Consider the following 14,168-nt stretch of genomic DNA (forward strand, 5'->3'; position numbering starts at 1 on the left):
CTTTACCGTAACATAGCTTTTAATACATCTATAGCTATGTTACGGTCTTTTTTTGCCATATTAAAATCGTATGATTTTATCAGTAAAAACAATAATATAAATCTTTTGTAAAAAAAAGTTCTACTTTTATGTTACGTTTTTAGAATAGTCACGTTTATAGTTATAAAAGATAAAGGTTATCCGAGCATGAGTGAACAGACACTGATTTTTACATTTACTGAGTTGAGAAGAGGATTCTTGCGACTGGCTTCGCATTTTCTTCCCAATGAAGACGATGCTAATGATGCAATTCAGGATGCCTTTTGCAGACTATGGCCACGAAGAGATGAGATTAATACAAAGGAAGAGGCAGAAGCTCTTACAGTTACGACAGTGAAAAATCTTTGTATAGATGCATTACGGAAAAAGCATATAGACACAGTGGAAATAGAGGAGTGGAGAGATGCAGAGATAACTGAAGCAGCAGATGAGATTATAGAGAGGGAAGAGAGGTTCAGACAAGTTAAGAGCATCATAGACAAAGAGCTTTCGCCACTGCAAAGAGATATTTTTTATAAAAAGGAGTTTGAGGATATGAGCGTTGATAATATTTCAAAGGAGTTGGATATGCAACCAACTGCTGTAAGAATGCAACTCTCGCGAGCAAGGAAAACAATTAGAGAATGTTATAAAAATCAAAATAGCTATGATACTGAATATTGATAAAAACATAACATATGGTCTTTCTCAGGAAGAGATTGATTGTATTATAGAGAAATATTTTGATGGAGAAACAACTGATAAGGAGGAGAAGCTGCTTCTGCGCTTTCTAGCAACTCCTCAGGCAGAGGATAAAAGATATAATGAGATAAAGGCAGTGATGGGATTTGTTGCTGTCGGTAAGAAAATATATGAAAAGAAGATTGAAAAGAGCAGTAAGAAAATACTCTCTATTCGTCCCTACAGATGGATTGCAGCAGCTGTCATTGGATGCATCATTGGCACTGCCGGCTGGAAAATTGTCGACAACCAGCAAAATGTATGTGTAGCGTATATAGGTGGTGAGAAATGTACTGACCCACAGTTGGTCATGTCTCACGTAAGGCAATCTCTTCATTCTATTGATTATGAAGAGTGTAAAGGTACGGTAGACAATCAGTTAAATGATATCTTCTCTACCATAAGTAATGATAATGATTATGACAAGAACGAGTAAAATATATGATTAAACGGATAATATTATTGATGTTGCTTGTATCTCTGACCATGGGGATTAGTGCTCAGGAGGGGCTTGGAATAAACCAACTCTTTGGCAATCGTTACAGAAATAATCGTAATGCTATAGAGGTACTTGTTAAGGGTAAGGAACTTAAAGATTATGATCTCTCTTTGTTCAGAAGTCTCACTGTGAAATATAGTCCTGATGAGGCCAAGGTAATAGAGAAATTGGTTACGGCTGATGCAAAGGATGCAGTAGATAAGGAGACGGGACGTATAGGAGGAAACTTATACTTTGGTTTCTACCAACTGCAACCTGCAAAGGGAAAACATCGCTATATATTCTTTAGAAACAACTTCCTGAGAAAGAATCAGGAGCCTGAGGTTACTATAGTATATATGGAAGGAAACACCACATTAAAAGAATTAAAAAATTTATTTAAATAAGATAGTTATGAAAAAGATACTACTATTATTAATTGCATTTCCTGTAATTACATTTGCCAGAGGATACAACGAGAATAACGATACAACAATAGTTATCAATAAGCCTGAGCAAGTAACTGTTAACCAAGATAATTCAAAGTTATCTATTGAGGTTAAAGGTAACAATGGCAATACTGATTATTACTACAAGACCGAGATGAGATCTTCTGAGGATGCTTTCTTCTCATCTGAAGAGAGTTTCGACGATTGGAATTTTAAAGTACCATTTTTGAAAAACAAGAAAGATAGAAATCATAGATGTCATTATGATTCACCATCATTGGGCAATTTTGGCGTAGGATTGGTTAATGCAGTAAGTGCTGCCCCGGGTGTGGATGTAGACATGGCAGCATCGTATGAGTTTATGATTGATCATCTGATCTCTTGGGAGTACAATCCTTGGAGAAATGGTAGCTCTTTGTCAATAGGATTTGGTTTTGACTGGAGGAATTATAGAATGACATCAAAGAATATGTTCTTCAAAGACAATAATAATATTGCGATAGGGGCATATCCAGAAAATGCAGATGTTCAGTTCTCAAGAATTAAGGTATTCAGCCTTACTGTTCCTTTGACCTATACACAGCATATTTACGATAAGGTATATTTAAGTCTTGGCCCTGTTATCAATTTTAATACTCATGCAAGTTTAAAGACACGATATAAAATTGATGGAGAGAAGGTGAAAGATACAGATAATAATGTTCATCAGTCTCCTATTACTGTTGACCTGATGGCAAACCTGAGATTCAAGTCTGTGGGATTATACTTTAAGTATTCACCAACCAACGTTCTTGATACAGATTATGCTCCTAAATTCAAATCTATGTCAGCCGGTCTAACATTCTTTTATTAAAAATAGAGTTTCAATATAATTGTTTTTTTGCTTTGTCATAACAGGAGTTGCTTGTAATAAAGTAACAGGCAGCTCCGGTATATGGCAATATAGATTCAATCAGTTACAACGAACTTTAATGATCGAAGATTCCTTTATCGGCAATAGATTTGTTTAACTCTTCAAGTTTCTCTTCAGTTCTTCTAATCTTTGCGTTAAGATCTACTACATGCCCTTTTCTGCTCTTATTCAAATCTATGCCCTTCTTTGATTCTGGTGAAGTTTCATTTTTATCTGAACAATCTTCTTTAGAATCCAGTTTTTTGGCTTTGAGATCTTCCTGAATAAGACTGTCGTCATTAGGTACATTCTCTTTTTCCATAGCTTTATTTTTTTTAGTTACTCCATCTTATTAATAAACAAAGAATTTAATGTAATGTTTATTATAACTCTCTTAGTTTAGTTTTTGACAGTGACTTATGTTATTCGTCACAAAAACTAGGCAGTACATCACAATCTTTTGTGGCATAATATGCCGTTTCATACTTTTACAGCAAAATAATACTGGTTATGACACTAAATTCATCAAAAAAACATCTATACTATATAGATCTATTAAGGGTTTACCTTACCATTTTGGTTTTCTATCATCATTCGGCAATCTCTTTCGGAGCATCCGGAGGGTGGTACTATAAGGCGAAAGAGTTGGTAAGTAGCAATGTTGAAGGATTACTCTCTATAAATATGGGAATAGATCAATCATATTTCATGAGTCTTTTCTTCTTCATATCTGCATTCCTTATGCCTGCATCGTATGACAGAAAAGGCACAAAAAAGTTTATTAATGATAGGATAAAGCGACTTGTTATCCCTTTGCTAATCTTTTTTTTCATTATAAATCCTCTGTTGAATTATTGGATATACGACTCAAAATATGAGGTAGGATTTGGCCCAATGTGGTTTGTGCTTACTCTTATATTATTTGAATTGGCTTATGTAGCCTACAGAATAATAGATAAAAGGATTTATATACCTTGGTCTCTTCCAAACATTACTCAAACTCTCTTCTTTATCATCTTTATGGGCTTATGGGCATTTGTAGCACGTCTATTTTTTCCAACCGATTATAATTTCATTGGGTTGAATTTGGGATATTTCCCTCTTTATATTGGTATGTATTTTTTGGGAATTATTGCTTACCGAAACAATTGGCTTGATCAGATTAAATTGAAAGATGGATATAAATGGTTGTTAGCAATAATATTCATTATCATGCCCCTGTTTCTATTATCCCTTAAAGATTGTCCTAATGGGAGTTTGATAAGCGGAGGCATTAACAAATTTGCTAGAGCATATGCTTTCTGGGAACCCGCTATGTGTGTAGCTGTCTGTTATTTCTTGTTGGCATTTACTCAGCGCTATTTTAATCGTAAATATGTACTTGTGGATTGGCTTTCAAAGCAGTCGTATTCATTCTATATTATACATCCTGTAGTGCTTGTTGGCTGTACCTTTTTGGTAGAGATGATACCAGTAGCACCACTACTAAGATTTGTGATATTATTGTGTATAGGTATACCTCTCTGTTTTATAGCAGGTTATCTATTCAAAAGATTTCTCGGCATCTTTAAAATAAATGTTTAAGTTGTCCGTAACCGTCAAAAAGCATATCTTTATGATATAATTTGATAATAATACGGACAGTATGAAATTAAAAAAGACTCTTTTGGTTACATTTTCACCAACTCGCACTTCTTATAAGATAGGAGAGGCTATTGCAAGAGGATTGGGAAATGAAGAGATAGATATTATGGATCTCACACTATATAATGATGTTCCATCTATAGATATTTTAAAAGAAACTTTAGTTATATTTTCTCTTCCGGTATATGGTGGATCTATAGCGCCATTAGCTATGCAACGACTCTCAGAACTAAAATCTGATGGCGCTTTAGCAGTAACTGTGGTCTTATATGGCAACAGAGCTTTTGAAAATGCGTTAACGCAGCTTGACTCCTTTGTTTCAGAAAGAGGATGTAAGGTGATAGCCGCTGCCGGTTTTGTAGGAGAACATTCATATAGCAATTCTAAATATCCTATTGCCGCCGGGCGACCTGATGAAAGAGATATCGCATTTGCTCAGACATTTGGTGAAGATATATCAAGAAAATAGCATATGCTAAGGATCAAGATTCTATTTGTGCTGTCAAAGCAGAAGATATAGCACTTCCTGAACAGTCACAAGATGAGATGAATTCATTCTTTTCTGAGATAAAACAGGCAAAGATTGATGGTATTCCATTTCCGCTAGGACCAGCTACCGATGAAAATTTGTGTACACACTGCGGCATATGCGCGAACAACTGCCCGATTGAGGCAATTGTTGAGGGAGATGAACTTAATACAGATTATTCAAAGTGTATAAAGTGTTGTGCATGTATTAAACTTTGTCCTGAAAATGCAAGAAGTATAGATACTCCATATTCACATTATCTGAGCAAATATTTTGGCATAAGAAAAAATGCAACAGTAATTCTATAAAATAGAATTCTGTTGCATCACTAATTTTGTTGATGTTACAACTTACCTATCATTTCGTATGGGTAATTTGTTACATATTTCTTTCCATCCTTTGTGGTAATGAGAACGAGACTATTGAGGTTTATAGCCCAAACTCTAAAATTGCCGATTTTTGTGGAGTAGTAGTGTCCCCAATATCCAAATAGTCCACCATTACCAAACTTGCGGATGCTATTTCTTAGCTCTTTCTTACTGATAATAGTTATATCTTCTATATTATTGATTACTACCGATCCATATATCTTATTTATTCTGACAAATCCTTTGCCTATAGATATTGACAAGAATGATTGCGATAATGTATAGGCAGCAAGTAGGAATATCAAACCTATTACTATTATTGTATAAGTAATTGTACTTGTATTGATAGTTGAAACTACTGATACAGTAACTAGAATTAATAGTATTGCAATAGTAAATATCAATGTAAAAGGGTCAGGTCTGAAACGATAGGTCATGTAATAATTATCTTTTCTATTCATTATGAGATGATTGATTAATATATTTACCACAATATTATTATGAAAAATGATACATAGCAAATATTTAGGTAAAATATAGCTGTTAGCATATATATTTTTTTAGGAAATTATATTTGCAAAAGCTGTAACTATTAATCAGAGGGTATATAAAAAATTGAGTGCCCCTTACTTTCACTAAAGTGGGACACTACAACACAAAAACTAAACTGTTACAGAAGTTTCACAACTCCATTATTTATATACAAAAGTAATATTATTTTTATAAATGACAAATAAAAAGAAAATTCTTATATCTTAAAAATCGATAAATAGGGACTTATACTATACTGAATGTTGATTTAAGTATAGTAAAAAATCTTTCTTATAACTTTCAGAAACAGGAATGTAATCTTTGCCAAAAACAATTCTTCCTCTATCTATTACTTTTATTTTCTGCTTTTGTACAATGTAGGAACGGTGTACTCTAATGAATTTATCTGAAGGCAATTTCTCCTCCATATTCTTAATACTAACAAGAGATAATATTGCTCTTGTTTCACCTTCCAAATGTATTTTGATATAGTCTTTTAAACCTTCGATATATAAGATTTTATCTATAGGAATTTGCAATAGTTTATAATCGCTTTTTACGAATATAAAATCATTATCAACAGTTCCGGATTTCTCTTCTAAAGAACGATTCTTCATCTCAAACCAATTTACAGCTTTGTTTACTGATTGTATAAAATCAGTATAACTGATTGGCTTTAATAGATAGTCCAAAGCATTTACTTTATAGCTATCTATTGCATATTGTCCAAAAGCAGTAGTGAAAATAATGCGAGTCTCAGGATTGACCATTGTTGAAAACTCAAGTCCATTAATTTCAGGCATCTGAATATCAAGAAACATGATATCTATAGAATCAATAGAAGATATATTTTTCATTGCAGCTACAGCACTGGAATACTCACCGACAAGTTTTAGAAATGGAGTCTTTTCTACATAACTTTTCAGAAGTTCCAACGCTAAAGGTTCATCATCTATTATAACGCAGTTTAGTGTCATAGTTATTCTGTTTTAATTACTAATGTAGATTTGTACGTTTTACCATCTTCAACAACTCCATTATTCCATATGTATTTCCCAGGATAGAGCAGTTCAAGACGCTTTCGAACCTGTTCAAGACCGATTCCACTTCCGCTCTTATCATGTTCATTTTTAGGATGGTTACTGTTTTGGATATCGCATACCACTTCACCAGTGATAGACGTACTTACAGAAATATTAATAGAACTGTCTTCAACAGGACTTATACCATGCTTAAATGCATTCTCGATAAGTGAAATAAATATTAGCGGAGCTATAAGAATATCTTTTCTATTTACATCTTCAAAGTTGACATCAACTGTTACATTCTTGGGAAGTCTTATCTTCATAAGAGCAATGTAATTGCTTAGAAACTCAACCTCTTTTTCCAAGGGAACAAATGTTGTTTGGTTATCGTAAAGAACATGTCTTAAGAGTTTACTTAATTCTTGCACTGCTTCTTGAGCTTTATCACTATTGAATGCTATTAGAGCATATATATTGTTCAGAGTGTTGAGAAGAAAATGAGGGTTTAGCTGGTTCTTAAGATTCATCAGTTCCATTTCACTCTTCTCTCGCTCTGACTCTACCAGTCTCTTCTCTGCCTGACGCCAGCGAAGGCTTGTTTTTATTGCTGCTCCAAGCCCCGCTGAGAATATCAGAAGTATAATGTCGCGTAAATAGAATATCCATATTGGCGGCATATATCTGCGTGCTCTTGGCGGGAGAGGTACCGAGACACTCTCAAGCCATAGATGCAGAATTAGATATACAGTACCAATAACTATTACATTGCTGATAATATAACCTTTTACATTGTTTTTGAACAGATACTTAGGAACCAACCAAAGGTAGTTCATGTAGAATACCACGAACAGGGCAATTGGCACAACAGAATGATTTATATATTGTTGCCAGTTTATGTTATTTATGTTCCTGTCGAAAAAGACAAGAGGGAACAGGAATATCAGTAGCCAACTTACAATGTGTATTGTAAGTTCCAGTGGCTCCCTTTTATTGTTTAAGTTCTTCATTGTCATACGCAATTAATGGTATATTTACGCAAATATATACAATTATTCATAACGTATAGCCTCAATCGGATCAAGATCAGCTGCTTTCTTTGCAGGATACCATCCAAAGAATATACCTGTTATTGTACATACCAAGAAACTCAGAAGTACACTCCATGGCTGAATAAATATGGGCCAGTGTGCTAGGAACTTAACAGCAAAGCTTGCTCCTATACCAATTAATACACCTATTATTCCTCCGGTAATACTTATCAATATTGCTTCTATAAGAAACTGAGAAAGAATATCAACACCTCTGGCTCCAACACTCATTCGAAGACCAATCTCACGGGTACGTTCTGTAACGGAGACATACATGATATTCATAATACCAATTCCACCAACTACAAGTGAGATACCTGCAATACATGCCAGAAGAGTGGTCATAAGATCAGTTGTTGAGTTGAGCATTGAACTGAGCTCCTGCTGACTTCGGATATTGAAGTCGTCATCATCGCTATCTTTTAGTTTATGATTTTTGCGCAGTATGGTAGTAATTTCATCTACCGCTTTTTCGGTCATATCTTCTGTAAGTGCTGATGCATTGATTCCTTGCAGATAAGTAACAGCAAGTATTCTCTTCATAACAGTAGTGTAAGGAGCTAGTACAATGTCATCTTGGTCCATACCCATACTATTGTATCCTTTAGAGTTTAGAAGACCTATGACACGGAAAGGTATAGAGTTGAATCGTATGACTTTTCCTATAGGATTGCTACCGTCAGGAAATAGATTATCGGCAACAGTCTTTCCTATAATACAGACCTTAGCACTGGATTTTATATCCTGATCAGTGAAAATATCTCCATCTTTTATAGAAAGCTGACGTATTTTCATGTAGTCACTGTTGACTCCATAAACTGTTGAAGGAGTATTATTCGCTCCATAAATTAGCTGTCCGCCACTGTTTACTGAAGGGCTTATTGCACTGATCAACTTAGCCTCGCTCTGTAAAGTTTGGAAATCTTCCATTTTTAGTGTCTGCATGGCACTTGCATCTTGACGTACACCGCCACGCATATCAGCTCCGGGACTTATCATTATCATGTTTGAACCCATCTCGGCAATCTGTTCCTGAATACTTTTCTTTGAGCCTTGTCCAATAGCTAGCATGGTTATTACAGATGCTACGCCAATAATAATGCCCAACATTGTAAGGAATGCTCTGAGCTTATTGTTGCTCAAAGCCCTTAATGCTATTTTAAGCAGGTTTGTTCCGTTCATTATTCTCTATTTTGATATTATAAATCTGCAGGCAATGGTAAAGCATCTAGTGCTGCCTGCGCACTTAAAATAGTAGGATTTATTACATCCTCTTTTACTCTTCCATCTCGTAAAATAATATTCCTACTACTATAACGAGCTATTTCGGGATTATGTGTAACAAAGATTATACTACGTCCCTGTTTATGTAGTTTCTGAAAGAGGACCAAGATCTCGTATGAGGTTCGTGTATCCAGATTTCCGGTAGCCTCGTCAGCAAGAATAACTGCAGGATTGTTGACCAATGCTCTGGCAATGGCTACTCTTTGCATCTGACCACCTGACATCTGATTTGATTTATGCATAAGTCTGTCACCTAGTCCCACATCATTTAATGATGAGATAGCTCTACTTTTTCTTTCGGATGAAGATATAGATGCGTTATACATTAACGGAAGTTCTACATTCTCTATGGCAGTAGTCTTTGCCAAAAGGTTGTAACTCTGAAAGACGAATCCTATTTTTCTATTTCTCAGTACAGCTCTTTCGTTTTTGCTCATACTTCTTACCGAGACACCATCCAGATAATATTCTCCGCTAGTAGGAGTATCAAGACATCCCAAGGTATTTAGTAAGGTTGACTTTCCAGAACCTGATGTACCCATGATAGTTACAAATTCCCCTTGTGCGATACTGAAAGAGACATTTCTTAATGCATGTACCGTCTCATCGCCAACGACAAAATTGCGACATATATCATGTAATTCTATTACTGATTTCATAATTTAATAGATTAAATTAATTCTATTTCTTTGCTCCCGGACGACTTGGCATAAATGGGCTGCTCTCTTTATTCGTGTCCTGAGTAGGCATATTTGTCATCATTTGTTGTGATGATATATCAAGCACTACTTCTGTTCCAAATTCTACACCACTGATAATCTGAGTATTTATTCCATTTGATATTCCGGTTGTAACAGGTATTGCAGTGTACACATCTCCATTTTTAGTCCAAACCTTCTGTTTTGAATTGCAATCTTTAATTGTAACATTCTCACCTAATAACATTTTGCTTGGAGTGAAACGCAAAGCCTTTGATGCTACAAATGAGACATCATTTAAATCTATAGTGTAGATGTTTACATTAGCTGTTAGTCCAGGCTTAAGTTTCAAATCAGGATTATCAGCGGAAATAACTACTTCATAGGTTACCACATTACTTGTTGTTGCAGCTTCAAGACGTACCTGAGTAACTTTTCCATTAAATGTATCATCTGGATATGCATCTACAGTGAATGAAACTCTTTGTCCAACTTTAACACCACCTATGTCTGCCTCATCAACATTTGCCACAACCTGCATCTTTGTAAGGTCGGCAGCTATAGTAAACAGAGTAGGGGTTGAGAAGCCTGCTGCAACAGTCTGTCCTTCTTCAACAGCACGGTTTATAACAACACCATCAATAGGGGAAGTGATTGTTGTATATGCAAGATTCCTTTGAGCCTTTGCAAGATCGGCTTTGCTACTTTCGTATGAACTTGTTGCCTTCTGATAATTGTACAAAGATTGTTCGTAGTCAGTATCGCTTATAAGTCCTTTATCATGAAGTGCCTTATTACGTTGATAGTTCTTTTTTTGATAGTCGAACTCAGATTTGTTGCCATCGAAAGATGCCTGTCTTGATTTAAGATCACTCATCAGAGTTACTCTATCCATCTCAGCAATAACCTCTCCTTTTTTAACGGTTGAGTTATAGTCAACATATAGTTTGTCTATTATACCTGAAACCTGAGTACCTACTTCGACCTTTGTTACTGGTTCTACAGTACCGGTAGCTGTAATTGAATAATCAAGATTTCCTTTCTCGACCTTTGTCATCTCTACAGTAAGCTTGCCCTTTGTACTTTTGCCTGAGAACATGAAGTAACCTATTGCGGCACATGCTAAAATAGAGCAAGCAATAATTAATGTCTTTTTTGTTTTCATATATAATTCTTATTTATTTGTCTAACTGACTATTTATCTATTGAATTAACAGGGTCTTGTCCTGCATAGAACTCCAACAATGATCTGTTGAGTATTGCCATATACTTAGCCTGTATCTTCTCCTGACTAGCACTTAGCAGATTATTCTTTACGGTAAGAAGTTCAACAATATTTTTCATACCTAAGTTGAACTGCTCGTTCACCATATTGAAACTTATCTGTGTACTCTCTAACTTTGATTTGGCAGCCTCGAACTGTTGTTGTGCATTCTTAGCATCAAGCCACATACTCTCAATCTCTTTATAAAGACCCTTTTGTTTGTTTAAAAGTTCCAATTCATAATAATCTTTCTGCATCTTAGCTTTTTCTACAGAACTTTTGGTCTCTCTGTTGTTGAAGATTGGTATACTTAAGGTAAGACCAATCTGATTGTTTAACCCGTATTTTATCTGGCTACCGAAACTCTTGTCGTTTGTACTTACATTATTTGTAGCTGACGAAGCACTTAGGCTTAATGTAGGATAATATCCTGCTTTTGCTATTGAAACACTTAAATCAGAATTTTCTACACTCAGTTTTCCACTCTCTATCTCCGGACGACTTGAAAGAGCAATGTTGTAAATCTCTTGTTTATCAGGCAAAGGAGTAATAACTCCGACGTCATCAAGTTGAGGAAGTGAAAGTACCATCTCTTCTGAGTTGTCTATCTCAAGTAACTGTTTAAGCTGTAGTTTGTAGTTGTCGAGTGATGACTGTGCTGAAATGACTTGATACTCATCACTGCTTACCTGAGCTGAGAGTTGTGCAAGATCTGCTTGTGAAATACTTCCTGCACCATAAAGTTGTTTTCCTCTTTCGTACTGTGCTTTGCTTAACTCAACAGTGCTTTTGTTTATTGTGACTGATTCATTGGCATAAAGAATCTGAATGAAGAGCTGAGTTATCTGCTCCTTTAGTGAGTTCTCAGTCTGAGCAACAGTAAGACCTGCAATTTTACTGTTTATTTTCTGCTGCTTGATGTTGTTTAAGTTTTTATTGCCATTCCAGACAGTTAGTCTTGAACTAAGAGAGTAATTGCCATTATAAGTTGTCTTTTTGTTACTGCTTATAACTTCACTTCCGCTAATCATATTGCTATTCTCACTATATGGTCTGTTGACAATAGATTGTGAGGTGCTGAATGAGAGGTTTGGAAACAGAGCTGCCTTCGCACTTTTTACATCAACTTCACTCTCTTGTAGTGAAATCTTGTCCTGTTGCAGCTGAATGTTTTTTTCAAGTGCATAATCAATACACTCTTTCAGGGTCCATTTCTTGTTCTCTTGTGCTTGAAGAGAAGTTGTTGCCAATAGGGCAAATACAAGGTATGTTACTGCTTTTTTCATTATTAATTCTTTTAATTTTCAGTTTCAAAGGTATAACAGCAACATTTTAGCAACAAAATTTATAGATTCACGTGTTATATTTATAGATAGAGTCTTGTTTTTTACCGATAAATGCTATTTTTATACTTTATCATAAAATTGTTTGTATGAACAGAATAATAAAGAATATATTCACTTTCTACTATTCCGGTTTTAAAAGTATGACTTGGGGTAGAGTATTGTGGGTTATAATTATTATCAAACTCTTTGTTCTTTTTTTTATTTTAAAATTGTTTTTCTTCAAGCCCTATCTTCAAGATAAGACTCCTGAGGAGAAACAGGAAGCTGTTGGAAATGAATTAATATATCGTTCAGAATAATCTTTTATATAATAGTTATGATTGAAACAATAGAGGCTTCACTTATCGATTGGTCTAGGGCCCAATTTGCAATGACTGCAATGTACCATTGGCTATTTGTTCCACTAACACTTGGTTTGGCCATGGTTATAGGAATCATGGAATCACTATATGTATATACAGGAAAAGAGTTTTGGAAAACTACTGTAAAGTTTTGGATGAAGCTCTTCGGTATTAACTTTGCCATAGGAGTAGCCACAGGTCTTATTCTTGAGTTTGAGTTCGGTACTAACTGGAGTAACTACTCCTGGTTTGTTGGTGATATTTTTGGTGCACCACTGGCAATAGAGGGAATTTTTGCCTTTTTTATGGAGGCAACATTTATTGCTATAATGTTCTTTGGATGGAACAAGGTGAGTAAAAGATGGCATTTGGCATCTACATGGCTCACCGGATTTGGAGCAACATTCTCTGCATGGTGGATATTGGTTGCAAATGCATGGATGCAGTACCCTGTTGGTATGAAGTTTAATCCTGAGACTGTAAGGAATGAAATGGACAGCTTTCTTGAGGTTGCTTTATCTCCTGTTGCTGTTACAAAGTTTATGCACACTGTTCTAAGCTCATGGATAGTAGGTGCTCTGTTTGTTGTTGGAATAAGCTGCTGGTATCTGCTAAAAAAAAGGAATGTAGACTTTGCAAAAGCAAGTATACGTGTCGCTGCCATTTTTGGACTAGTTGCTTCTCTTATCACTGCTGTCTCCGGAGATAGTTCGGGTGTTCAAATTGCAAAGAGCCAGCCAATGAAACTTGCTGCTGCTGAAGGACTATATGAAGGTGGTACCGGAGTGCCTTTCACAATAGTAGGTGATCTGAAGGTACCAAAGGTGCTCTCTTTTCTTGCAACACATGATTTCAACGGATATGTACCTGGAATAAATAATATATTGCGTGGTGACTATACGACACCAAAAGGAGAGAAGGCTCTTTCTGCAAAAGAGAAGATAGAAAAAGGGAAGATTGCAATAGCTGCTCTCGATACATTTAGAATTGCAAATAAGGCTGGTGACAAAGCTGTGGCAGAAAAATATGAGAAGGTACTCGAGAACAATGTGAAATATTTCGGTTATGGTTTCATAAAGAATGAAGCTGATCTTGTTCCACCTATAGATATTGTTTTCTGGTCATTCAGGGTAATGGTTTATCTTGGAGCCTATTTCATACTCTTTTTCATTGTAGTTCTATGGTATCTTTATAAGGATACATTTACAAAGCGCAAATGGCTTCAGATAATTGGATTGTGGAGCATACCTCTTGGCTATATCGCGAGCCAAGCAGGATGGGTGGTTGCTGAAGTGGGAAGACAGCCATGGGCAATACAGGACTTGCTTCCTGTAGGTGCTTCTGTTTCGAGACTTCAGACAAGCTCTGTACAAATTACATTCTATATATTCTTAATTATATTCGCTATCTTACTTATTGCTGAGATAGGTATATTGGTTAAGGCAATAAAGAAAGGTCCTGAGCATTAATTG

17 protein-coding genes are annotated in these 14,168 nt (G+C 35.5%); 9 read left to right on the plus strand and 8 right to left on the minus strand.

Going from position 1 to position 14,168, the window contains the following annotated elements:
* The first annotated feature begins 186 nt into the window (after positions 1-186).
* The 4 genes from JCM15092_RS03430 to JCM15092_RS03445 are packed head-to-tail and all read left to right on the plus strand — an operon-like array spanning position 187 to position 2,539.
* A complete protein-coding gene (locus JCM15092_RS03430; protein ID WP_024993438.1) occupies positions 187-702 on the plus strand; it encodes a GFO_1088 family ECF-type sigma factor in 516 nt (171 codons plus the stop codon).
* Entirely contained in the window at positions 686-1,195 is a 510-nt protein-coding gene (locus JCM15092_RS03435; RefSeq protein WP_024993439.1) for a hypothetical protein, read from the plus strand. The genes JCM15092_RS03430 and JCM15092_RS03435 overlap by 17 nt, the downstream gene beginning before the upstream one ends.
* 5 nt (positions 1,196-1,200) lie before the next feature.
* Entirely contained in the window at positions 1,201-1,644 is a 444-nt protein-coding gene (locus JCM15092_RS03440) for a DUF6108 family protein (RefSeq protein ID WP_034541511.1), read from the plus strand.
* Positions 1,645-1,651: 7 nt separating this feature from the next.
* Positions 1,652-2,539, plus strand: coding sequence for a hypothetical protein (locus JCM15092_RS03445; RefSeq protein ID WP_024993441.1), 888 nt, complete (start codon positions 1,652-1,654; stop codon positions 2,537-2,539).
* Between the two features lie 115 nt (positions 2,540-2,654).
* Here the strand turns inward: JCM15092_RS03445 and JCM15092_RS03450 are convergent, their stop codons facing one another.
* Complete coding sequence (locus JCM15092_RS03450; protein ID WP_024993442.1) at positions 2,655-2,900, minus strand: hypothetical protein; 246 nt, start codon at positions 2,898-2,900, stop codon at positions 2,655-2,657.
* Positions 2,901-3,088: 188 nt separating this feature from the next.
* Between JCM15092_RS03450 and JCM15092_RS03455 the strand changes: the two genes are divergently transcribed.
* The 3 genes from JCM15092_RS03455 to JCM15092_RS17415 all read left to right on the plus strand — a co-directional run bounded on the left by JCM15092_RS03455 (position 3,089) and on the right by JCM15092_RS17415 (position 5,059).
* Positions 3,089-4,162 carry an acyltransferase family protein gene (locus JCM15092_RS03455; RefSeq protein ID WP_084488437.1) on the plus strand — a complete coding sequence of 358 codons (1,074 nt, stop codon included), beginning with the start codon at positions 3,089-3,091 and terminating at the stop codon, positions 4,160-4,162.
* A 61-nt stretch (positions 4,163-4,223) separates the two neighbouring features.
* Positions 4,224-4,691, plus strand: a complete 468-nt coding sequence (locus JCM15092_RS17410; RefSeq protein WP_051532473.1) for a flavodoxin family protein — start codon at positions 4,224-4,226, stop codon at positions 4,689-4,691.
* A gap of 77 nt (positions 4,692-4,768) precedes the next feature.
* A complete protein-coding gene (locus JCM15092_RS17415) occupies positions 4,769-5,059 on the plus strand; it encodes a DUF362 domain-containing protein (protein WP_051532474.1) in 291 nt (96 codons plus the stop codon).
* A 35-nt stretch (positions 5,060-5,094) separates the two neighbouring features.
* Here the strand turns inward: JCM15092_RS17415 and JCM15092_RS03465 are convergent, their stop codons facing one another.
* From JCM15092_RS03465 to JCM15092_RS03495, 7 genes are all read right to left on the minus strand, one after another.
* Positions 5,095-5,580, minus strand: coding sequence for a PH domain-containing protein (locus JCM15092_RS03465; protein ID WP_024993444.1), 486 nt, complete (start codon positions 5,578-5,580; stop codon positions 5,095-5,097).
* Between the two features lie 321 nt (positions 5,581-5,901).
* The gene (locus JCM15092_RS03470) at positions 5,902-6,627 is read right to left on the minus strand and encodes a LytR/AlgR family response regulator transcription factor (protein WP_024993445.1); all 726 of its coding nucleotides are present in this window, start codon (positions 6,625-6,627) and stop codon (positions 5,902-5,904) included.
* 2 nt (positions 6,628-6,629) lie between these two features.
* Positions 6,630-7,682: a sensor histidine kinase gene (locus JCM15092_RS14785; protein ID WP_034541518.1), complete on the minus strand. Its 1,053-nt coding sequence runs from the start codon at positions 7,680-7,682 to the stop codon at positions 6,630-6,632.
* A 42-nt stretch (positions 7,683-7,724) separates the two neighbouring features.
* Positions 7,725-8,945 (minus strand): ABC transporter permease, encoded by a 1,221-nt coding sequence (locus tag JCM15092_RS03480; RefSeq protein ID WP_024993446.1) that lies wholly within the window; start codon positions 8,943-8,945, stop codon positions 7,725-7,727.
* 17 nt (positions 8,946-8,962) lie between these two features.
* Complete coding sequence (locus JCM15092_RS03485; RefSeq protein ID WP_185091804.1) at positions 8,963-9,706, minus strand: ABC transporter ATP-binding protein; 744 nt, start codon at positions 9,704-9,706, stop codon at positions 8,963-8,965.
* Between the two features lie 22 nt (positions 9,707-9,728).
* Positions 9,729-10,910 carry an efflux RND transporter periplasmic adaptor subunit gene (locus JCM15092_RS03490; protein ID WP_024993448.1) on the minus strand — a complete coding sequence of 394 codons (1,182 nt, stop codon included), beginning with the start codon at positions 10,908-10,910 and terminating at the stop codon, positions 9,729-9,731.
* Positions 10,911-10,939: 29 nt separating this feature from the next.
* Positions 10,940-12,295 carry a TolC family protein gene (locus JCM15092_RS03495; RefSeq protein ID WP_024993449.1) on the minus strand — a complete coding sequence of 452 codons (1,356 nt, stop codon included), beginning with the start codon at positions 12,293-12,295 and terminating at the stop codon, positions 10,940-10,942.
* A 146-nt stretch (positions 12,296-12,441) separates the two neighbouring features.
* Here JCM15092_RS03495 and JCM15092_RS03500 point away from each other — a divergent pair, with 146 nt between their 5' ends.
* Together JCM15092_RS03500 and JCM15092_RS03505 are read left to right on the plus strand one after the other, a co-directional pair.
* On the plus strand, positions 12,442-12,654 hold the full coding sequence (locus tag JCM15092_RS03500) for a DUF4492 domain-containing protein (RefSeq protein ID WP_024993450.1): 213 nt from the start codon (positions 12,442-12,444) through the stop codon (positions 12,652-12,654).
* Positions 12,655-12,671: 17 nt separating this feature from the next.
* Positions 12,672-14,165, plus strand: coding sequence for a cytochrome ubiquinol oxidase subunit I (locus JCM15092_RS03505; protein WP_024993451.1), 1,494 nt, complete (start codon positions 12,672-12,674; stop codon positions 14,163-14,165).
* The last annotated feature ends 3 nt before the right edge of the window (positions 14,166-14,168 follow it).

Source organism: Phocaeicola paurosaccharolyticus JCM 15092 (assembly GCF_000613805.1).
Classification (GTDB): domain Bacteria; phylum Bacteroidota; class Bacteroidia; order Bacteroidales; family Bacteroidaceae; genus Phocaeicola; species Phocaeicola paurosaccharolyticus.